This is a genomic window from Jejuia sp. G7-7, assembly GCF_055808955.1.
In genome coordinates this window covers 1999893-2020697 of sequence record NZ_JBVVSZ010000001.1, presented here as the reverse complement: position 1 = coordinate 2020697, position 20805 = coordinate 1999893, and the positions used below count along the sequence as shown (strand labels likewise).

Sequence of the window (20805 nt, the reverse complement as noted above, 5' to 3'; positions counted from 1 at the left end):
CAAAATTCATGCCTATTAAATCGTTGTTATTTAGAATCAATATAAATAAAAGAGTGAGTCTTTATTTGAAGAACTAATTTGGTATTTATTCGTATTTTTGCACCGATTTTTAGACAACTAATTCTAATAGAGAAAAAATATGTCAAAAGACATTCGCATTAAAAAAGGTCTAGACATTAATCTTAAAGGTGAAGCTGAAAAAACTACTGAAAATGCAGTTTTAAGCAACTTTTATGTATTAAGACCTGAAGATTTCCACGGCGTTATTCCTAAATTAATTTCTAAAGTTGGTGCAAAAGTAAAAGCAGGAGAACCTGTTTTTTATGACAAATCTAACGAAAACGTAAAGTTTGTTTCTCCAGTTTCTGGTGAAATTATAGACATTGCTCGTGGTGCAAAACGTAAAATTTTAGAGGTAAAAATTCAAGCAGATAAATCGCAAACTTTTCAAGATAATGGAAAGTTTAATGCTGAATCTGCTGATGCTGAATATGTTAAAGCTCATTTATTGGCTTCAGGTTGCTGGCCATTTGTAAAGCAAAGACCTTATGATGTTATTGCTAATCCAGATAATACGCCAAAAGCAATTTTTATTTCAGGATATGCAAGTGCACCTTTAGCAGCAGATTTGGATTTTACATTGCAAGGCAAAGAAGCTGAATTACAAGCTGCAGTTATAGCATTAGGTAAACTAACTGAAGGTAAAGTTCATGTGTCAGTTGGAAAAAACTCTAGTTCTCCATTAGCTGGATTATCAGGTATTACTCTTCATAAAGTATCTGGGCCGCATCCTTCGGGAAATGTGGGGACTTTAATTAATAAAGTAGACCCAATAAACAAAGGAGAAGTAGCTTGGACAGTTAATGCTCAAGATTTAGTAATTATAGGTGAGCTACTGTTAACAGGTAAGTTTAATGCAGAGCGTATTGTAGCATTAGCTGGTTCACAAGTTAGTGCTCCTAGATATTTTGTAACTAAATTAGGTAGCGAAGTTGCTACTATGATTTATGACAAGGGTATTGAGAAAAAGGCAAATGCACGTATTATTTCTGGTAATGTATTATCAGGTAAAGAGATAAAGCCAGACGGGTATTTAGATTATTACAGTAATGTAATTTCTATTATTCCAGAAGGAGATGATTATGAATTATTTGGGTGGAACAAACCAATATTTAATAAAATTTCTACGTCTAGAGCCTTGACGTTTTCTTGGTTAAACCCTAAGAAAGAATACGATTTAAACACCAATACAAATGGTGAGCATCGTGCTTTTGTTACAACAGGAACTTATGAGGAAGTTTTTCCATTAGACATATTTCCAATGCAAATATTAAAAGCTTGTATGTATCAAGATTTAGATGAAATGGAAGCTTTAGGGATGTATGAAGTTGCACCTGAAGATTTTGCATTGACAGAATTTGTATGTGTGTCTAAACAACCACATCAAAAAATTATAAGACAAGGTTTGGATTTAATGCTTAAAGAGATAGGGTAATGAATTTAAAAACAAGATTACATATTTTAAAGAGAAAGTATCGCAATAAAAAAATGGCTCCGGCTTTTAATGCGCTTCATACTTTTTTGTATTTGCCAAATGAGACCACTCACAATGGTACTCATATAAAAGCAGCTGACGATTTAAAGCGTACTATGAACACAGTAATTATGGCAATGGTGCCATGTTTATTGTTTGGTATGTTTAATGCAGGTTATCAGCATCATTTAGCTATTGGAGAAATTCAAGCTGTCTCTGGAGGGTTTTTTAGTGCAGAGTTTTGGACTTTAGATAACTTTATGGTTGGTTTAGTTAAAATTTTACCATTAGTAATTGTGTCTTATGGTGTTGGTTTAGCAATTGAATTTATTTTTGCTGTAATCAAAGGGCACGAAGTGGAAGAGGGCTATCTAGTAACAGGAATGTTAGTGCCATTAATTGTGCCAGTTGATATCCCATTATGGATGTTAGCTGTGGCAGTTGTTTTTGGTGTAGTTATAGGAAAAGAAGTATTTGGAGGAACTGGGATGAATATTTTAAACCCGGCATTAACCATTAGAGCCTTTCTATTCTTTGCTTATCCAACTTGGATGTCTGGTGATAAAGTATGGGTACATGGCGCAGACCCTAGAGTACAGGATTTAGCAGCTGGTGCTCAACCTGATGCTATTTCTGGTGAGACTATATTAGGTAGTTTGGCTCAAGGTAATGAGGCTGGACATGAAGTCATAAATATGTTTCTAGGTTTTATACCTGGTTCGGTTGGAGAAACTTCAGCCTTATTAATTCTTTTAGGAGGTTTGTTTTTAATATTCGCTAAAATAGGAAGTTGGAGAATCATGTTATCTTCTGCTATTGGAGCAGTTGTAATGGGATTAATTTTCAATCAAGTTGTAGCTTCTGGATGGATTACTGAAAGTAGTAATTTCTACGGATTAATGAGTACGCCTTTCTGGCAACATTTAATCATTGGTGGTTTTGCTTTTGGTACCGTATTTATGGCTACCGATCCTGTAACAGCATCCCAAACTAATAAAGGAAAATGGATTTATGGTTTCTTAGTAGGATTTCTTTCTATTATGATTCGTGTATTCAATCCAGCTTACCCAGAAGGTGTGATGTTGGCAATTCTGTTGATGAATGTATTTGCACCAACAATAGACCATTATGTGGTACAAGGAAACGTGAAGAAAAGAATGAAACGTTTAAAAGTTAAAACAGCATAATTATGGCAGTTAACACAGATAAAAATTCATATACTATAATTTTTGCCGTAGCAATGGTACTGGTTGTAGGTTCGTTGTTAGCGTTTACAGCAGCATCTTTAAGACCTAATATAGATGAGAATAAACGTATGGAAAAGCAGCAGAATATTTTGTATGCTATGGGTGTAAATGGAAATGAAGGTACAGGAGATATTACTTTTGTTGGAACTGATAAAGTTGCAGATCAATTTTCAGAATACATTAAGAAACAATTGGTTATTGAAAATGGCATTGCTAAAGAAGATAATGAGGCGTACTTAATAGATATTAAAAAAGAACAGGCAAAAGCTAAAAATGGAGGAACAAGACGTTTACCTTTATTTGTTGGAGAAAAGGATGGTGAAACATTTTACATTGCTCCAATAAGAGGTAAAGGGCTTTGGGACGCTATTTGGGGTTATGTTGCTCTGGACAAACAAATGGTTGTAAAAGGTGCTTTTTTTGACCATGCAGGAGAAACTCCAGGTTTAGGAGCAAATATAAAACAACGCTATTTTATGGATGATTTTTATGGAGAGCGTTTATTAACCGAGTCAGGTGCTTTCAAAGGTATTTCTGTCGCTAAAGGAAATAACGATCCTAAAAACGATATAAAAGATGATCATGAAGTTGATGCGTTAGCTGGTGCAACAATTACTGGAGATGGTGTTTCGGCGATGATAAAGAAAGATTTAAAACTATACTTACCTTACTTCAAAACGTTAAAATAATATGGGACTACTTTCAAAAAAAGACGCAAAGTTAATCACAGACCCGTTAGCGGATAATAACCCAATTACTATTCAGGTATTGGGTATTTGTTCAGCTTTAGCAATTACAGCGGAGCTAAAAGCTTCTTTGGTAATGGGTATAGCGGTAATGTTTGTATTAGGTATAGGAAACGTAGTTATTTCTTTAATGCGGAATATCATTCCTTCAAAAATCAGAATTATTGTTCAGCTTATTGTAGTTGCAGCATTGGTAATTATTGTTGACCAAGTATTGAAAGCTTTTGCTTATGAGTTAAGTAAAACGTTATCAGTTTTCGTTGGTTTAATTATTACAAACTGTATCATCATGGGTCGTTTTGAAGCTTTTGCTTTAGCAAATGGACCATGGAAATCATTTTTGGATGGTATTGGTAATGCTTTAGGATATGCTCTTATTCTTATCATAGTTGGATTTTTCCGAGAACTTTTAGGTTCAGGAACTTTATTTGGTTTCCCTGTATTAGGAGATCCTATTGAGAAAACAGGAGTGTATGCTATTGGCTATGAAAACAACGGGTTTATGTTAATGCCTCCAATGGCATTAATTGTTGTTGGTTTAATAATCTGGGTACAACGTAGTAGAAATAAAGCATTAATCGAGGATTAAAAAATCCTCTTCAGTTTTTCTTAAAAGAATTAAAAAAAATAAAATGGAACACATAGAGTTGTTTTTTAAATCGATTTTTATTGATAATATGGTATTTGCAGTATTCCTCGGAATGTGTTCATACTTAGCCGTTTCTAAAAAAGTTGCAACAGCAGTTGGTTTAGGTGCAGCAGTAATATTTGTATTGGCAATTACAGTACCTTTAAACTGGTTGTTAGATCAGTATTTATTGCAACCAGGAGCATTATCTTGGTTAGGAGAAGAGTATGCCGATTATGATTTAAGTTTCTTATCATTTATCATGTTTATTGCAACTATTGCAACCATGGTACAATTAGTAGAAATAGTAGTAGAGAAATTTTCGCCTTCACTATATAATTCATTAGGAATATTTTTACCACTTATTGCCGTAAACTGTGCTATTTTAGGAGGTTCATTATTTATGCAATCTCGTGAAATTGAAACTTTAGGCTTAGCATTTAACTATGGTGTTTCTTCAGGAATTGGTTGGTTTTTAGCAATTTTAGCTATTGCTGCAATTCGTGAGAAGATACGTTACAGCAATGTACCAGCACCTTTAAGAGGATTAGGAATTACATTTATCATTACAGGATTAATGGGAATTGGTTTCCTGAGTTTTGGAGGAATGTTAACTGGTGGAGATGAAGAAGAGCAACCAGCTGCAGATATGTCTATAGAGGTTGAGAAATTAGAAACTGAAAAAGCTAAGGAATTAGCTGATAACACTAAAATAATTGAGTAGTATGATTTTAGCAGCAGGAACAACAGGAACGATTATAGCAACGGTTGTAGCGTTTTTATTAATTACGCTAGTACTAGTTAGTTTATTGCTTTTTGTAAAACAAAAATTATCGCCATCTGGACCAGTTAAGATTACGATTAATGGCGAACGAGAAATAGAGGTAGCTTCTGGGGGTAGTTTACTGTCTACATTAGGTGCTCAAAAAATATTTTTACCATCTGCTTGCGGTGGTGGTGGTACATGTATTCAATGTGAATGTCATGTTTTATCTGGTGGAGGAGAAGCGCTTCCAACGGAAACACCTCACTTTTCAAGAAAAGAATTACAACATGGTGCTAGATTATCATGTCAGGTTAAAGTAAAGCAGGACATGGATATTACCATTCCAGAAGAAGTTTTTGGGATTAAAAAGTGGGAAGCAACTGTTGTGCGTAACTATAATGTAGCATCATTTATTAAGGAATTTGTTGTTGAAATTCCTGAAGATATGGGTTATAAAGCTGGTGGATATATTCAAATTGAAATTCCTCCATGTGAAGTTAAGTATTCTGATATGGATATTACAGCGCATCCAGAAGAACACGATACACCAGATAAATTCCAAACAGAGTGGGATAAATTTGGTTTATGGCCTTTAGTAATGAAGAATACTGAAACTATAGAACGTGCTTATTCTATGGCTTCTTATCCTGCTGAAGGGCGCGAAATTATGTTGAATGTTCGTGTGGCTTGTCCGCCGTGGGATCGTGCTAAAAACGGCTGGATGGATGTTAATCCAGGTATTGCTTCATCTTATATTTTTAACCAAAAACCAGGTGATAAAGTAACTATTTCAGGTCCTTATGGAGAGTTCTTCATTAACGAGTCTGAAAGTGAAATGTTATATGTAGGTGGTGGAGCTGGTATGGCGCCAATGCGTTCTCACTTATACCATTTATTTAAAACTTTAAAAACAGGTAGAAAAGTAACCTATTGGTATGGTGGACGTTCTAAGCGTGAGTTATTTTATTTAGATCACTTTGAGCAATTAGAAAAAGAGTTTCCTAATTTCAAATTCTACTTAGCATTATCTGAACCTATGGAAGAAGATAATTGGAAAGTAAAAGAAGATATTGATGCGCCTGGAGATGGCTTTGTTGGGTTTATTCACAATTGTGTAATAGATAACTATTTAAGCAAGCATGAAGCTCCAGAAGATATTGAATTATATTTCTGTGGACCTCCATTAATGAACAAAGCAGTTCAGAAAATGGGTGAAGATTTTGGAATACCAGATGAGCATATCAGATTTGATGACTTTGGAGGATAGACACTAAACATTTTCATGCTAAATTTATTTTAGCATCTCATATAAAATTAAAACCAACTCAATTTGAGTTGGTTTTTTTATGTCTTTAATGATGTTATTTTAAACTAATTCAAAACTTGATTTCTCATTTTCTAATTCGAATAATATAGTGTAATCCATAACATTAGAAGCACCATCCAATTCGCATAAATAATTTATAACTGCTGAAAGTCCATTGAATAAAACATCTTTATTAGTAGGGTTTTCAGGTTTACTATTTTTATAATGAAGTGGCAATTGAAAGCCACAAGCATTCAGGAATAGATTTTCAATTTTAAGTAATTCCAAAGGCGAATAACCATTAAAATTTCGCCCCAAATTTTGATGTACTTTACCAACATAGTTCAACTCCAAAGTACCATGAGTATCTGATAAGTGTTTCCAACTATCGGTTCTATCCAAAATATTTCCAACTGCGCATTGTTTGCAACATTCAGGATTTAGTTCATCATTATGAAAAGCAGTATAAAGCTTTTTTAAAGCTGCTTCTAAACGAGGAGTAGTTGTCATGAGCAATAAATTTTACTTTCAAATTAATAAAAATATTAGAATCAACTGTGAAATTACTCTTAAAATTTTCATAAGTAGGTACTAATCTGTTTGTTTAAAGCGTTACTTTTTTATGAAAAACATGTTAAGGATTATCATTGTTTCAGCATTGTTGATTGTACTATTTATGCAATTTAAACCTACTGGAAAAGCCGTTACTATTGCTGCTGCAATTAAACCACCTAGTTTAATAAATAAGGACAGTCTTACAATTTCATCACGGGTAAATATTCCAAAGGGTTGCAATAGGGTTGTGTATCCAAAAGGTTCTTTTCAAGACTATCTTCGGAATTACAAACTGAAACCATTTGGAAGTAAAATTATTAATTATGACAATTCTGAATATTATTGGCAACATGGGCATATTGGTATTTTAGATATTCCTGTGCCTAAAAATGGTTTGCAACAATGTGCTGATGCCCTAATTAGAATAAGAAGTGAATATTTATGGGATAATAAAAGAAAAGATGAAATAGGATTCAATTTTACAAGTGGTCATTATTGCTCTTGGATAAAATATGCTGAAGGTTACAGACCAAAAATTAAAGGCAATAAAGTGTCTTTTCATAAAACGGCGAGTAAAAATCATTCCAAAGAAAACTTCTATAAATACTTGAATCTTATTTATATGTATTCTGGTACACTTTCACTTTACAATGAATTACCAAAAATTAATGATACCAAAAATTTAAAATTAGGAGATATGCTTATAAAAGGAGGCTCTCCTGGTCATATCGTTATGATTTGTGATGAAGTTGTTAACCAAAAAGGCGAGAAGCTATATTTGTTATTTCAAGGAAATACACCAGCACAAAGCGTACATCTGGTTAAGAATTTAGAGGATTCAGAAATTTCTCCTTGGTATCATTTAGAAAAGGATGTTATAATACCAGTTTCTAACTATACATTTGGGAGTTCCAAGTTTGTTCGCTTTAAATAGTATTAATTTTTTTAATATTCTGCTCACATTTTTAATTCGTTTCGATGTAGTTATATATAAATCATATAAAGCTATTAATTATGAAACGAATTTTATTTTACATACTGTTTTTAACAGTATCAATTTCAACCTTAAATGGTCAAGTAATGTTTACAGGTGGTGGAGATGGATATTCTTGGGATGATCCATTAAACTGGGATACAGGTGAAGTTCCTACTGGAGGTGAGGATATTTTAATTGAAGGCTCATTTGTTGACTACTACGGAAATGGAGAAACTTTTGGGAGTGTACAATTGAGCAATAATTCTAATCTTTTTCTTGGAGGTTCCTTATATTTATATGGAGATTTTACAGTAGATGCTTCAAGTACGCTCAGTATTGGTATAGGTAGCGATGGTAGAGCAGATCAAGTTTCAATTGAGCCTGGTTCTGGAAATTATTATTTTAATGGATCTATTGATATCTTTTTTAATGGATTTGTGCCTCAAATAGGTGATGAATTTGAATTTATTAGTGGGGACCAAGGATCTTGTGGTACATCTACAACAGGTTTTGCATCTGATAGTCCTAGTACGGGTTTTGAGGTAACGTTGGGTACGCAATGTGAAACGGATGGTTTATCATACGTTGTAACAGATATTAATTATACAACTGCCATTCAATGGGATGGAGAAGGCGGAGATGGCTTATGGAACAATCCAGCCAATTGGGATCCTAATGGCGTACCACCTGCAAATTCATTACTCATTTTTAACTTACCAGGAGCTGGTGGATATGCCAGTACTGATGGGGCAGGAATAACAACTGCATACAATATAAAAGTTGGAAAGAATAATACCTTGGCTATTAACGGAGATTTAAGTATGGTGTCTACCATTTATAACAATCCAGATGGAACAATAGTTTGGAATGCGGGAGAATTATCAAAATCAGTCCCTACTACGCAATCTTTATTAATTAGCTATGGGACAATTAATATGGGATCTGGATTAAAGAAAATAGATGGAAATGTTGAGATTTGGAGTTTTAGAGGGGTTATTAATCATGATCAAGGTAATCTTGAAATTAACAATGGGAAGATAAGATTGTTTAATGATACAGAGTATAATGTTGGTAATAACGTATCCATAGGTTATAGCAGCGGTACATTACATGATTTCGAAATTGGAATAAGAGCTACAGTTAAAAAAGATAATAGTACTGGTACATCAACATTTAGTTTAACGAATTTGGTAAATAATGGTAAAGTTATTTGCGAAACTGGAACATTGGCTATAAGTGGAGGTTTAACTACTGGAGTAAATGTTTTTAGTCAATATACGGGAAGTTATAGAGGAAGTGGCACTATCGGGTTTCCAGTTGGATATGTTCTAGGAGGAGATGTTTATCCTGGAAGTTCTCCTGGGATTTTAAACATTACAGGTAACTTTGAAACATCATCAACAGCAACATTTAATATTGAAATTGATGGGCCAAACGTTGGTACTCAATATGATCAAATATTGGTAACTGATACTGCTATTCTAGATGGAGATATTGAAATTGATTTAGGTTATTTACCTGCTAATGATGCTAGTTTTCAAATTTTAAAAGCTACAACACTTTCAAGTTGTGATTTTCCTGCACAAATCTCAACTAATTTTGGAGGAACACCTTATACTTTTGATGTTGTTTGCCAAAACAACACATTGTACTTAAATGGCCCTGGAGCTACGCTTTCTAATGACGATTATAATACGGACGAATTATTAGTATATCCTAATCCTGTAGATGATGTGCTAAATATTAAAGCACCACAAAGTTTAAATGGTAGTTGGGAACTAGTGAATCAATTAGGACAAAAAGTTTTAGAAGGAAAATTAGAGACTTCGCTTGCTAGAATAAATGTGAGTTCTCTTCCAACCAATTTTTATGTACTTCAAATTAAGGATAAGTCAAATACTGTTGTAAAAACTCAGAAGGTTATAATTGAATAATTTGATTGAAATTCAATTTAGAAAATTAAATAAAGTCTAAAAGTTTCTTTTAAAAATAAACTTTTTAGACTTTCCTTTTTTACGAAAGACTGCATAAGCGATAATAATTGCAATAATTCCAAAAAGAATATACCATATTAAGTCCAGAGGATTATTTAAGTCTATCGGAGAAGCATCTCCAATTAAAACTAGTCCAGCCCAATATTGTGGTGCAATAACACGTCCTTCTTTAGTAGAGATATAATTTAATTTAGCTTGGCGTAGTGCTTCATCTTTTGGTAAACCTTTTTTGATGTTTTTGTAAAACAAATTGATGATTTGCGAACTTGATTTTTCATCAATTTTCCACAAACTAGTTAAAATACTTTCACTACCAGCATAATTAAAAGCATGTGCTAAAGAAATCATACCTTCTCCAGATTGATAGGTAGGTTTTCCTGTTTCACAAGCTGTTAAAATTGCTAAATTAGAGTTAAGGTTTTCGTTGTAAATTTCGAAAGTGTATAACGAGTTATCTTCGTCTTCACTATTCTTTGCAAAAATTAATCGAGATAATTCAGGCGATATATTATTAGATTCAGCATGAGTACCAATGTGTATTATTTTATGTTCATTAGCTTCATTTTTAAAAATTTGTTTTGAGGCATTTTCATTGATAAAAAAATCGCCGTTAAATAATCTTGAATATTCTTTTGCTAGGTCTACACTAAAGGGTTGAGGTAATAAATTCAGGTATGTTTTATCTATACTAATTGAATCTGTGATAGCAACTTTATAATCCGTTTTCATTTTATCATTAAACTCTGGTGCAAAAGCAATAAAATCTTTTTTATAGTTTACTGTTTTAGTATTTTTTTTAAGTAATAGTAAACTGTAATTGTATGAGATACTGTGTTTTGAAAGTAAACTCTTTGTTGTCAATTCCTTAAATGAATTTATTTTAGAAGTAGTCAAACTTTCAAAACTTAAATTAAATAAAGCACCATCTGGGATAATAATTACATTTTTGGTAGTAATATGTTTTTCAAAAGGTTTCCAAAGTTGTTTGTATAATTGATGCAGTTTTGTGCTTGTAGCGTATAAACTAGATTGATGATTTGCTAATTGAAGTGTGTAATCTTCAACGTTTTTACTATCTAATTTAAAAATCTGTTTTTCTGTATTGTCAATTACAGTTGCATGTAAAACGTTATCAATAAAAAGGTAACGCACAACAGTAGTGTTTTTTTGTATGTTTTGCTGCAAACTGTCTAGAGGTTCTTCAATAGTTGCATATCGCATTTTAAAATATTTGGGATATGTTTCTCTTATAGAGTCTAGAAATGAATTCCAATTTGAATTCGCCTTAAAAAATCTATTAAAATTACCATCCGTATTATTGACTACAGAAGTACTGAGTTCATTTTTTAAAAAAGATTCACGATCTAAAACGGTTTTAGGAATTCCTGTAAAAGCAATATTACTTTTTAAATTTAAGCGAGATCGAATACGATTATAAAGGCTTGACTCATGAATGGTTAGTAATTGGTTTAAGTAAGTTTCATTTTTGGTGCTATTATATAAGTCTAAAAGTAGTTGTTTTGAAAAATTAAAAAGCTCACTATTTTCTGTTATAAGTAAGTTTAAATCATCAAATGTTTTTATACTTATTTTGCGTTGTTCTAAAATATCAATACTATTATTTATTTGATTGAGAAGACCTAGCAAGAATTCCTCAGATTTATTAGCTTCTAAATTGTATTTAGCTTCAGCATTAATTAATAAGGCTTTTGGCTTTCTGTATTGAATTTGAACAGAGTCTCTGGATTTGTCAACATCCAAATCATTTAAATAGTTAATAGCATCGTTACTAAATGAGATGGCATTATCGTAATTTTTTAATTTATAATGTACTTCACTTACATTTACTAGATGGTGAAATTCTTGGATGGTTGATTTAAAATCGCTATTCTGAATAAAATTATATGCTTCTTCCGCTAAAGAAATAGCCTTATTAGGATTATTATTTGAGGCATGAAATTGCGACATATTAATGATTACATCAAGTAAATCTCGGTTATAAGTATTGCCTAAAGCTTCTTTAAATACGTTGTAAGCTTTATCATAATTAGTGCTTGCATTTTCTTTTTCCTAGTTCATCACTTATTACCGCTTTAGTTGATAAAGCACTAGCATACCAGTAAAGTTGAGGGTTTTTACTTGTTTCAATTCTATTAATACCAAGATCTATCAATTTTTCTGCACCTTTAAAATCTCTGATACCAATTTTTGCTTGAGCGCTTATAATTGTAGATATGGTAATATCATTATCTTCTGGCGCTAAACTTTGAATTTTTTTACCGTATGAATAAGTTACTAATTTATCAGCTCTATCAAATTCTCCTATAGAATGGTAAAAAGTGCCTAGGTTGTCTATTGCCGCAAGTTGATGTTTTAAGGCTCTGAGTTTTCTAGATTCATCATTAGAAATATCTAAGTATCTTTGAAACCCATCAATAACTTCTTTTGAAGATTCTATGGCTTTGTCTATTTTACCCAAACCTTGATTCAATACGGCAATATTCATGTTCACTAACGCTTTCCTATAATATTTATTTATAGGTGTTTGTTCAGTACTATCGAGCATTTTAAGCGATTTGTTAAAATAGTATAGACTGCTATCTAATTGTGAAGTGTGCCACATCATTCCGCCTAAAGCATTATAGGTTTGATGGAAAGATTCATAATCTTCTTTCTCGGAATCTTCCATCATAGAAGTAGCTTTTAGATAGTGCCGTTTTGCTTTATCATAGTTCCCAAGGTTAGCAGATAAATAACCAATATTATGAAAAATACTGTTCAAGCCAGCTTTTTTTTGGTCTTTAATGGTCCTCGCTATTTCAAGGGCTTCTTCAACGATTTCGATAGATTTCTGTGTGTAACCAGCGTCATCATAAATCCAGGCAATTTCTAGAAGCGCCTCTTTATCTATATACGGGCTGTTGTATTGTTTTAATTCTTTTCCAAAAGCTTCGGCTTTTTTTATGGCTACATCATAGTTTTTGTTTGCAAGTTTATAGCTCCCAACAAGAAATACGTATTTAATTAAACTGTCTGTTTTTTTTGTTGCCCGATAAAAATCTAAATGTGTTTTTAACTCTTTTTTTGCTTTATCTAAAGAATCATTTTTAATTAATTTTTGAATGTAAGAAATGCTAGAAATACGATCATTCTGCCCTTGAATTTGTATTGAAAGAAAAAGGGTTATTACAAAAAGGCAGTACTTGAAGTATGGTAATAACCGGCTCATAATAATTAGTTTTTAATCTGTCAATTCTGAGAGAATTTCTTTAGCTGAATCAGTATTACTTAAACTGAGTTGCTTTTTAGCTAATTCAATATTTCCTTCTTTTAGGTATGCTAAACCTAAATAATAATAGGCATCGTCTAAAAATGTAAAGTCATCTTTAGATGCAGTAGCACGTTCTAAAAACGGTATGGCTTCAGCCTCATTTTTATTTGCCAAATAAGCTGCACCTATAAAATAGTTTAATGTGTCATTTTCAGGTTGAACTTCACTTAGTACACGCCATTTTTCAATTGCTAAGTTATAATCGCCATGTTTATAATTAACCATAGCATCATAAAAATCAAAATTATCAGTACTACTCATGGTAGTAGGTAAACCAGGATCTGGTTTAAAATGCTTAGCATATAGTCTCTGGTTTGGAGCACTACTAAAAAACCAAATACTACCTACAGCAATTAGTATTGCTGCAGCTGCAGCAATTTTACTATAATTCAAAAAACGAACTTTTTGAGAAGCCAATTCTTTTTGGACTTTTGTTTTAGGGAGATATTTATGAAATATGTCTAGCTCCTCTTTTAATGCTTGAGCTTCTATACCAAGTAGCATGGTTCTAATATCTTCTACTTGAGCTTTAAAATCATCATCTATATCTAAAAGTCTTTCAAAGTCTTTCAGTTCTTGAGTGCTTAAAGCGTTGTTTAGATAACGCTCTATGGTCTCTAATAATTCTTCTGATATGTCGCTATTATTGTTCAATTTTTATTGTTTTGAGGCAAGAACTACGGCTCTTAGTTTTTGCATACATCTGTATTTTTTATTTCGAGCAGTAGTTTCTTCAATTTTTAATTCCTGAGAAATCTCTTTTAACGATTTTTTTTCAAAGTAAAATGTTTTCAAAAGTTGCTTGCATGGTTGCCCTAAATTTTCAAAGGCACTCATGGCAATTTTTAGCTTAGTATTATCAGCATCATTATGTGCTTCTTCGTCTTTCACCTCTGTTAATGTTTCAACTAGTAATGGTTTAGAGTTTTTAAAAGATTTTGATCTTAAAACATCTGTCCATTTGTTTTTTGATATTCTGTATAAATAACCCTGCAAAGCAGTACTGTTTTGTGGTACAAATTTGTCGTTTTTAATGTTTGTCCACACCGTAATGAAAGCATCTTGATAAACATCCTTTGCATGGGCTACAGAACCACTATTTTTTAAAACTAAAGCTTCAACTTTAGGATAATTGGTTGTGTAAACATGTTTTAAGACATCAGAATCATTAGATTTCATGCCGTCTACAAGTTGAGACTGATTAAGTAAGTGTATTGTTTTTCCCATCGATTAATAGCAACAGGAAATATACAATTATTTCATTTTACAACAAATACTTCACTATTAAATGATTATTAATTCGATTATCAACTTTTAATCTACGTTTAAAACTTTTAGCTAACATTAGGATTATCTGGTTCAGGGTCGTCAATATCTGGAGTTCCATCTCTATCTCTGTCTGAAAGAGAGTCTTTATCTCTTATCAATAATTCAAAACTTAAAGGAAAAAATACATCCATTGCTATGGCGTCAAATTCATTTATCGGAGCTGCAGATACAGATACCGTAACAGAAAACCCAGTTAGTGGAGTTGGAGTTACAGCTATCCAAATAATGGCTCTAGTATTTTGAAATCTTATAGCCCGTGAACTAAATGTTCGTACAACGCCACCTCCAAAATCTGCCACTTGGTTAGGTGGTGCACAATCTACAGTTGGAGTACCGTTAAAACCAAATTCGTTTACCATTAACTGATTTATAACGATGCCTCTAATTTGATCTACGGATAAATTGGCAGGAAAAGTAGTTACAGGATAATACCGCCATAATACTTCAGTTTGGTTATTATTGCTCCTTCTTAAATCTACACCGTAAGTAAAGTTTTGTTCTAAAATTTGAGTTGCAGTATAACCCTGAGGAATTGAAACCGAAATATTTGTAAATACAGCTTGGTGGTTAAACCTACCTCCTGGGTTCGTAATTAAAGGTACTCTGTTAAAAGGAGCGGGAATACCATGAGCATAATCCCAATATACGGCAGTTGGTCCAACTACATTTATACAACCTTGTTGTGATGTTGCGTTCGCAAAATTATTATTCCCATCATCATTAGTACTACAAGATGCTAATAAGATTATTAGTGCTAAAAGACTATATATTTTTATGGCTTTCATTGTTCTATTTATTACTCGTTTTATAATCATCGCTTACAAACAAAAATGTCATCATTTAATTTCCATTGTTATATTGTGTCCAATCTTGATTGTTCATATTTGGGTCTAAATTGGGGTTATATAAGGTATTGTCAGTTCCTATATATTCATTGTTGTTATTCATATAGTATTGATTGTACTGTCCTTCAACTTGATAACTTTGTCCTGTGTTAGGATTAGAAATAGTGCTGCGCTCCCAAACTCCACTATTAATACTATTAGCGTGTCCAGCATCTTTCATTCCATTTATGCGTTTCCAGCTTTCATGATTGCTATCAGAAATTGAGCTGTAAGTATTACTAATATTTCTGCTAGCTTGCCCTTGTGCTCTAAGTGCAGCCATGCGTTGTTGATGACCTGCATTACTTTGACGAGACTGTTGCGAATAATATCTGTTATTAGCTTCAACCCATTGCGGATTTATTTGGAAGTTTACCAACGAGTTTATAAATGCTTTTTTAGCAGCTTCATAGTTTTCTACAGAAGCACCCATGGAATTTAAGGTATACCCCCAATCCATACCTCCAGTTGTTGGGTATTGGTTAACGAAATAGCGAATGATACCAATAGATTTACCGCCATCTTTATCAATCCATTCTGTAGCGATGCATTGAAATTGTTTGTTCTCAGGTATACCTTTAAACAAATAACTATCAAAACGCTTGTCAAATTGAGCTAATTGAGGAAGCGGAAATTGATTTACCAAACGAATGCCTTGAGATTTAGCATAAGGAAGGATATCTTCTTTTATAACACGTTGTAAATTTTTAACAGGTTTTATTTTACTTCCGTTTTGTTGGGCATAATAATTTAACTCTTGGTTGTTGGAATAAAAGTGAGAAATAAAACGTTCTCCGTAAACTTTTACTCCATCGGCGGATTCAAATAAAACACCTTCATTACGATTGTTTTTTACTTCCCAAGAACTTGGAATAGGCATTATTCCAACAGGCATGCCAAATTGTTTACTCATGACTTTATAGCCCTTAAGGTTTTCTTTTTTGGAAGAATTTTTTGTTGGAGGTTGAAAATTATCATTTGGATTTTCTTCCGTATCATAATAAACTTCAGAATTAGAATCAAAATCTGCATAATTGTTATTTTCTTTTTGTTCTTGTCCACAAGAAAAAAGTAAAACTGTTATAAAGAAACTGAAGTAAATAGACGTTTTCATAAGGCGAGTATTAAGGTTAATTATATGTTTATACTAGCACATCATAACTATTTTAAAATGTCATCATTTTTTTAATTATATAAAATAAAACATGCACATTCTATTTTTAAAATGAATAGAAATTGTGCATGTTATTGACTAAATTAAAAATTAAATTAAGTGATAATATCTGTTAAGTTTTACATGAAGAAGTATCCTATTGATAACATGAATACACTACTTTTAATGCTTTCACTACTATCGCTAGAAATATTTGATAACCCAAAATTATAGCGGGCAGATAAATTAATACCATTCGGCAGATTATAACCTGCCCCAATACCAAATGAAATATCTGTGCTGTTAAAAAAATCTTTTATATCATTATCCAATAAGCTACTTGCGTTACTTGATGATTTAGCATTTGCACTTTTGGTCGCAGTATTTGGTAACGGTTCAGTACCGCCACCGCCGCCATTATTTACTTCATCTACTTTTATTGTGGCAGAAAGCAAATAACCTATTTGAGGTCCAGCTAATATACTAAATTCTTCATTCACAAAATACTTACCCATAACAGGAAGGCTAATGTAATTTAATACGCCAGTACCATTATCTACTTTATAGCCTTGTGAAGAAAATAGAAGTTCTGGTTGTACAAAAAATTCTGCATTTATTGGAATTTCTGCCATACCTCCAATGTGGAATGCGGTTCTACTTTTGGATTTGTTTATATCTCCAGTTACAGAGGCAATATTAACACCTCCTTTTGCGCCAAATCTAATGTCTTGGGCATTAACTGTAAATACAATACTTAAAATTACGATTGCTGTTGCATAAACTCTTTTCATTTTGTTTGATTTTTAAATTAATGGTTTTTGTTTTTAATTAAAATTGTTACTTGTGCTTGTAAATTAATTTCTCTAGGTTTTCATGTGATTTAGTTTGTGGTTATTTCTAGTACATCTAAATAGTTTTAAAATGTCATCATAAAAATATCTTTTGTAGTATTTTTGCAGTATGAGTAAACCACTTACAGAACAGGAATTACATAATTTGGCAATGAACCATGTTGGGAAGGATTTAGAGCAACGAGGTTTTGAGTTTATAGCAGTAAATAGTAAGCTAAAAAAGCATCCGCAATTTGTGTGTATTGATAAAAATAGTCAGTACTTTTTTGTAATAGTACGTGCTGTGATTTTACCAGAAAACCCTAATAATTATGATGTGGTTTGGATGGAATCTTTTAAAAAACATGCTAGAGAAAAAGACGCTAAAGTACTTTATGCTGGTGTTGGAATTGGTAACATAAATGGAGAATCACTACCTGTCTTTATGGGAGAAGAATATTTGTTAGAATATAATGGTATTCAAGTTTTAGAAACTAATTTGAATTAAATGAAAAGACTACTAATACTCTCTTTTTTTGTGATTTGTTTTTCTTCATGTAAACAAAAAGCAAATAAAGTTGAAACTCAAGTTTTAAAAAACACTAAAATTGAAGGCTCAATTTTTGGAACATTTTATCAGGTTACTTATGATTCTGAAAATGATTATCAAAAACAGTTTGATAGTTTGTTTTATGTTATAAATAAATCAATGTCTACCTATCAGGCAAATTCTGATATTTCAAAAATAAATAGGAATGAATTGGTTATAATTGATGAACATTTTGAAAATGTTTTTCGGGCAGCAAAAGTCATTTATAAAGAAACTCAAGGTGCTTTTGATCCCACAATAGGAGCATTAGTTAATGCATGGGATTTTGGCCCTGAAGGTAGTATAGCAAATTTAGATAGTCTAAAAATTGATAATTTAATGCTATCTGTTGGTTTCAATAAAGTTTCAATTACTGAGGATAGAATCGTTAAGCAACCTAGTACATTTATAGATTTTAATGCTATTGCCAAAGGTTATGCCGTAGATGTTATTGCAGAATTTTTAGAGAATAAAAAGGTGGGTAATTATATGGTAAATATTGGGGGAGAGCTAAATGCAAAAGGTATTAACATAGAAAAAAATCAGGATGGACTGTTGGTGTTGAGAACCCAAATTTTGATGGAACAAAAAGTTGGGATAAAGTGTTTGTTTTAAAAGATGAAGCAATGGCAACTTCTGGAACTTACAGAAAGTTTAAAGTTGATGATAATGGAAATAAGTATGCCCATATTATTGATACTAAAACAGGATACCCAAGTAAAACAAACTTATTGAGTATTTCTGTAATTGCTAAAGATTGCATGACAGCCGATGCTTATGCTACAGCATTCAAAACTATGGGTATTGAAAAAGTTAAAACGTTTTTAAAATCTAACACCGAATTAAAGGTGTTTTTAATTTTTGAAAATGATAATAAAGAGTTGGAAACTTTAGGTTTAAATGGTTTTCCTGAAGAATAGTTATTTAGATACAACAGGAATAATTTCACCATTTGCTAAACAGTATTTTGTGATTTCTTCGTGAGAAAATGAAGAAGTATAATCAACTTCTTTAACTTTAAAACCAATACTCCTTAGTTTTTCAAAATAATCAAGACCATAAACACGAACATGATCATATTGTCCAAAAATCTTAGCACGTTCTTTTTTATCTGTAATACTATTATCTTCAAAAGTAACTTCTCGATTTAAATCTTGGGGAATTTGAAATACTCCTAATCCTCCGGGTTTCATGACACGATATAGTTCTTCCATAGCTTTAGTGTCATCTGGAATATGTTCTAAAACATGATTACATAGTATAAAGTCATAACTATTGTCTTCAAACGGAAGATTGCAAATATCTGCTTTTACATCTGCAATTGGCGATAATAAATCTGTAGTAGTGTAATCTAGATTTTCTAGTTTCTTAAAGCGTTTTAAAAAACATTGCTCTGGAGCAAAGTGCAATACTCTTAATTTGTCAGTAAAAAAGTTGGTTTCATTGTTTAAATATAACCAAAGTAATCTATGGCGCTCAAGAGAAAGAGTAGAAGGAGATAAAACATTTTTTCGCTGAGTTCCGTAACCATACGGCAAAAAAGTTCTAAAACTTTTGCCATCAATTGGATCAATAAATTTATTTCCTCTTAGAAAGAAAGCTAAAATAGGACGAACAATGTAGCTTAACCTTATAAGTAACGGTCTAGGTATTATATTAAGAATAGTTTTAAAAACTCGCTTCATTTTAAAGCACTAAAGCTTTTTGTCTGAATTCGTCTTCTTCATTAGAAGTTATTCCTAAGGCATCATATATATAAGCAAATGTTGATAATAACTCAGGTTTGCCATCAACTAAGGCGACATCATGTTCAAAATGAGCAGAAGGTTTGTTGTCTTGGGTAGTAATAGTCCAACCATCTCTATGTTGCTTGATACGCTGCGTTCCCATATTTATCATGGGCTCTATAGCGACAACCATACCCTCAACAAATTTTTTACCACGACCTCTACGCCCGTAATTTGGCATTTCGGGATCTTCATGCATTTTACTTCCTAGCCCATGACCCACTAATTCTCTAACTACTCCATATCCATGGGCTTCACAGTATTGTTGAATAGCATAACCAACATCACCAACACGATTATTGGCTTTAAATTCTCTAATGCCTACATAAAGAGATTCTTTGGTTATTTTTAAAAGTTTTTCGGTTTCTGGATCAATTTCTCCAACAGCAAATGTATAGGCATGATCTCCATAAAATCCATTTTTTAGTGCACCACAGTCTATTGAAATAATATCTCCTTCAACCAAAGGGTCGTTGTTTGGTATACCATGAACTACTTGTGAGTTAGGACTCATACAAAGTGTATTAGGAAAATCATATAATCCTAAAAAACCAGGTATTGCGCCATGATCTCTCACACAGGTTTCTGCAATTTTATCAAGCTTTAAAGTTGTTACACCAGGTTTAATAGCTTTAGCTAGTTCTCCTAAAGTTTTAGATACTATCAATGCGCTTTCGCGCATTAATTCTATTTCTTCTCTAGTTTTTACTTTAATCATGATCTAAAAATATCTAAAAAACTCTTTTTCTTTTTTACTGGCAATGGACTCTCATTAGTATCAATTAACATCTGATAAATTTGTCCCCATCCTAAAAACCCACCAATATTCCTGTCGTCTATAAATAAATCTGCATTAATTTTTCTACTCACATCAGGTGTGTATTCTTCTTCGGGAAAACTTTGATTGATGGCATAAAAAATTATACCGTTTTTTTTACAAAAGGCAACAGCTTCATCTAGTTTATCACCACACCTGTATGTCCACAAAATCAAACGATGTCCTTCATCTTGCAACTTTTTTAAGGTTTCAAAGGCAAACATTTGTGGCTTTCCAATTCTAGGATAAGCATCTTCCACAATGGTGCCATCAAAATCAACAGCTATTAAACGAGTATCACTAAAATTCATTTTGATTTAGGGTTAAATTTCT

At 32.2% G+C, this 20805-nt stretch carries 20 protein-coding genes and 1 pseudogene; 10 read left to right on the top strand and 11 right to left on the bottom strand.

What is annotated here, in order from left to right; genetic code table 11:
* Nucleotides 1-139 precede the first annotated feature (139 nt).
* The 6 genes from AC0L5U_RS09960 to nqrF are packed head-to-tail and all read left to right on the top strand — an operon-like array spanning nucleotide 140 to nucleotide 6188.
* Nucleotides 140-1495, top strand: coding sequence for a Na(+)-translocating NADH-quinone reductase subunit A (locus tag AC0L5U_RS09960; protein ID WP_473416101.1), 1356 nt, complete (start codon nucleotides 140-142; stop codon nucleotides 1493-1495).
* Nucleotides 1495-2721, top strand: coding sequence for an NADH:ubiquinone reductase (Na(+)-transporting) subunit B (locus AC0L5U_RS09955; protein ID WP_473416100.1), 1227 nt, complete (start codon nucleotides 1495-1497; stop codon nucleotides 2719-2721). The genes AC0L5U_RS09960 and AC0L5U_RS09955 overlap by 1 nt, the downstream gene beginning before the upstream one ends.
* Before the next feature lie 2 nt (nucleotides 2722-2723).
* A complete protein-coding gene (locus AC0L5U_RS09950) occupies nucleotides 2724-3470 on the top strand; it encodes a Na(+)-translocating NADH-quinone reductase subunit C (RefSeq protein ID WP_473416099.1) in 747 nt (248 codons plus the stop codon).
* Nucleotide 3471: 1 nt separating this feature from the next.
* Nucleotides 3472-4116 (top strand): NADH:ubiquinone reductase (Na(+)-transporting) subunit D, encoded by a 645-nt coding sequence (locus AC0L5U_RS09945; RefSeq protein WP_473416098.1) that lies wholly within the window; start codon nucleotides 3472-3474, stop codon nucleotides 4114-4116.
* 43 nt (nucleotides 4117-4159) lie between these two features.
* Entirely contained in the window at nucleotides 4160-4879 is a 720-nt protein-coding gene (gene nqrE, locus AC0L5U_RS09940) for an NADH:ubiquinone reductase (Na(+)-transporting) subunit E (protein WP_473416097.1), read from the top strand.
* A gap of 1 nt (nucleotide 4880) precedes the next feature.
* Nucleotides 4881-6188 (top strand): NADH:ubiquinone reductase (Na(+)-transporting) subunit F, encoded by a 1308-nt coding sequence (gene nqrF, locus AC0L5U_RS09935; RefSeq protein ID WP_473416096.1) that lies wholly within the window; start codon nucleotides 4881-4883, stop codon nucleotides 6186-6188.
* Between the two features lie 99 nt (nucleotides 6189-6287).
* Here nqrF and AC0L5U_RS09930 read toward each other — a convergent pair whose 3' ends face one another.
* Nucleotides 6288-6737, bottom strand: a complete 450-nt coding sequence (locus tag AC0L5U_RS09930) for a Na(+)-translocating NADH-quinone reductase subunit F (RefSeq protein ID WP_473416095.1) — start codon at nucleotides 6735-6737, stop codon at nucleotides 6288-6290.
* Between the two features lie 112 nt (nucleotides 6738-6849).
* Between AC0L5U_RS09930 and AC0L5U_RS09925 the strand changes: the two genes are divergently transcribed.
* Together AC0L5U_RS09925 and AC0L5U_RS09920 are read left to right on the top strand one after the other, a co-directional pair.
* Nucleotides 6850-7716 carry a DUF4846 domain-containing protein gene (locus AC0L5U_RS09925; RefSeq protein WP_473416094.1) on the top strand — a complete coding sequence of 289 codons (867 nt, stop codon included), beginning with the start codon at nucleotides 6850-6852 and terminating at the stop codon, nucleotides 7714-7716.
* Nucleotides 7717-7796: 80 nt separating this feature from the next.
* A complete protein-coding gene (locus tag AC0L5U_RS09920; RefSeq protein ID WP_473416093.1) occupies nucleotides 7797-9692 on the top strand; it encodes a T9SS type A sorting domain-containing protein in 1896 nt (631 codons plus the stop codon).
* A 36-nt stretch (nucleotides 9693-9728) separates the two neighbouring features.
* On the opposite strand, the gene AC0L5U_RS09915 is transcribed toward AC0L5U_RS09920, so the two are convergent.
* The 7 genes from AC0L5U_RS09915 to AC0L5U_RS09885 form a co-directional block, all read right to left on the bottom strand.
* The gene (locus AC0L5U_RS09915; RefSeq protein WP_473416092.1) at nucleotides 9729-11720 is read right to left on the bottom strand and encodes a CHAT domain-containing protein; all 1992 of its coding nucleotides are present in this window, start codon (nucleotides 11718-11720) and stop codon (nucleotides 9729-9731) included.
* 79 nt (nucleotides 11721-11799) lie between these two features.
* Complete coding sequence (locus AC0L5U_RS09910; protein WP_473416091.1) at nucleotides 11800-12981, bottom strand: tetratricopeptide repeat protein; 1182 nt, start codon at nucleotides 12979-12981, stop codon at nucleotides 11800-11802.
* Nucleotides 12982-12993: 12 nt separating this feature from the next.
* Complete coding sequence (locus AC0L5U_RS09905) at nucleotides 12994-13737, bottom strand: tetratricopeptide repeat protein (protein WP_473416090.1); 744 nt, start codon at nucleotides 13735-13737, stop codon at nucleotides 12994-12996.
* Nucleotides 13738-13740: 3 nt separating this feature from the next.
* On the bottom strand, nucleotides 13741-14310 hold the full coding sequence (locus AC0L5U_RS09900) for an RNA polymerase sigma factor (RefSeq protein WP_473416089.1): 570 nt from the start codon (nucleotides 14308-14310) through the stop codon (nucleotides 13741-13743).
* 107 nt (nucleotides 14311-14417) lie between these two features.
* Nucleotides 14418-15197: a hypothetical protein gene (locus tag AC0L5U_RS09895; RefSeq protein WP_473416088.1), complete on the bottom strand. Its 780-nt coding sequence runs from the start codon at nucleotides 15195-15197 to the stop codon at nucleotides 14418-14420.
* A 55-nt stretch (nucleotides 15198-15252) separates the two neighbouring features.
* Nucleotides 15253-16410, bottom strand: coding sequence for a hypothetical protein (locus tag AC0L5U_RS09890; protein WP_473416087.1), 1158 nt, complete (start codon nucleotides 16408-16410; stop codon nucleotides 15253-15255).
* A gap of 179 nt (nucleotides 16411-16589) precedes the next feature.
* Nucleotides 16590-17240, bottom strand: coding sequence for a porin family protein (locus tag AC0L5U_RS09885; protein WP_473416086.1), 651 nt, complete (start codon nucleotides 17238-17240; stop codon nucleotides 16590-16592).
* A gap of 169 nt (nucleotides 17241-17409) precedes the next feature.
* Here AC0L5U_RS09885 and AC0L5U_RS09880 point away from each other — a divergent pair, with 169 nt between their 5' ends.
* A complete protein-coding gene (locus AC0L5U_RS09880) occupies nucleotides 17410-17787 on the top strand; it encodes a Na(+)-translocating NADH-quinone reductase subunit F (protein WP_473416085.1) in 378 nt (125 codons plus the stop codon).
* Nucleotides 17788-18788, top strand: a pseudogene (locus AC0L5U_RS09875) (FAD:protein FMN transferase).
* Here the strand turns inward: AC0L5U_RS09875 and AC0L5U_RS09870 are convergent.
* The 3 genes from AC0L5U_RS09870 to AC0L5U_RS09860 are packed head-to-tail and all read right to left on the bottom strand — an operon-like array spanning nucleotide 18789 to nucleotide 20783.
* Entirely contained in the window at nucleotides 18789-19553 is a 765-nt protein-coding gene (locus AC0L5U_RS09870) for a class I SAM-dependent methyltransferase (RefSeq protein WP_473416084.1), read from the bottom strand.
* A gap of 1 nt (nucleotide 19554) precedes the next feature.
* Complete coding sequence (gene map, locus AC0L5U_RS09865) at nucleotides 19555-20373, bottom strand: type I methionyl aminopeptidase (RefSeq protein WP_473416082.1); 819 nt, start codon at nucleotides 20371-20373, stop codon at nucleotides 19555-19557.
* Entirely contained in the window at nucleotides 20370-20783 is a 414-nt protein-coding gene (locus AC0L5U_RS09860) for a BT0820 family HAD-type phosphatase (RefSeq protein WP_473416081.1), read from the bottom strand. The genes map and AC0L5U_RS09860 overlap by 4 nt, the downstream gene beginning before the upstream one ends.
* Nucleotides 20784-20805: the final 22 nt, after the last annotated feature.

Excerpts from the sequence above, each read along its gene's own strand:
- AC0L5U_RS09960 (WP_473416101.1), top strand. The coding sequence starts at position 140 with ATGTCAAAAGACATTCGCATTAAAAAAGGTCTAGACATTAATCTTAAA.
- AC0L5U_RS09955 (WP_473416100.1), top strand. The coding sequence starts at position 1,495 with ATGAATTTAAAAACAAGATTACATATTTTAAAGAGAAAGTATCGCAAT.
- AC0L5U_RS09950 (WP_473416099.1), top strand. The coding sequence starts at position 2,724 with ATGGCAGTTAACACAGATAAAAATTCATATACTATAATTTTTGCCGTA.
- AC0L5U_RS09945 (WP_473416098.1), top strand. The coding sequence starts at position 3,472 with ATGGGACTACTTTCAAAAAAAGACGCAAAGTTAATCACAGACCCGTTA.
- nqrE (WP_473416097.1), top strand. The coding sequence starts at position 4,160 with ATGGAACACATAGAGTTGTTTTTTAAATCGATTTTTATTGATAATATG.
- nqrF (WP_473416096.1), top strand. The coding sequence starts at position 4,881 with ATGATTTTAGCAGCAGGAACAACAGGAACGATTATAGCAACGGTTGTA.
- AC0L5U_RS09930 (WP_473416095.1), bottom strand. The coding sequence starts at position 6,737 with ATGACAACTACTCCTCGTTTAGAAGCAGCTTTAAAAAAGCTTTATACT.
- AC0L5U_RS09925 (WP_473416094.1), top strand. The coding sequence starts at position 6,850 with ATGAAAAACATGTTAAGGATTATCATTGTTTCAGCATTGTTGATTGTA.
- AC0L5U_RS09920 (WP_473416093.1), top strand. The coding sequence starts at position 7,797 with ATGAAACGAATTTTATTTTACATACTGTTTTTAACAGTATCAATTTCA.
- AC0L5U_RS09915 (WP_473416092.1), bottom strand. The coding sequence starts at position 11,720 with ATGTCGCAATTTCATGCCTCAAATAATAATCCTAATAAGGCTATTTCT.
- AC0L5U_RS09910 (WP_473416091.1), bottom strand. The coding sequence starts at position 12,981 with ATGAGCCGGTTATTACCATACTTCAAGTACTGCCTTTTTGTAATAACC.
- AC0L5U_RS09900 (WP_473416089.1), bottom strand. The coding sequence starts at position 14,310 with ATGGGAAAAACAATACACTTACTTAATCAGTCTCAACTTGTAGACGGC.
- AC0L5U_RS09895 (WP_473416088.1), bottom strand. The coding sequence starts at position 15,197 with ATGAAAGCCATAAAAATATATAGTCTTTTAGCACTAATAATCTTATTA.
- AC0L5U_RS09890 (WP_473416087.1), bottom strand. The coding sequence starts at position 16,410 with ATGAAAACGTCTATTTACTTCAGTTTCTTTATAACAGTTTTACTTTTT.
- AC0L5U_RS09885 (WP_473416086.1), bottom strand. The coding sequence starts at position 17,240 with ATGAAAAGAGTTTATGCAACAGCAATCGTAATTTTAAGTATTGTATTT.
- AC0L5U_RS09880 (WP_473416085.1), top strand. The coding sequence starts at position 17,410 with ATGAGTAAACCACTTACAGAACAGGAATTACATAATTTGGCAATGAAC.
- AC0L5U_RS09870 (WP_473416084.1), bottom strand. The coding sequence starts at position 19,553 with ATGAAGCGAGTTTTTAAAACTATTCTTAATATAATACCTAGACCGTTA.
- map (WP_473416082.1), bottom strand. The coding sequence starts at position 20,373 with ATGATTAAAGTAAAAACTAGAGAAGAAATAGAATTAATGCGCGAAAGC.
- AC0L5U_RS09860 (WP_473416081.1), bottom strand. The coding sequence starts at position 20,783 with ATGAATTTTAGTGATACTCGTTTAATAGCTGTTGATTTTGATGGCACC.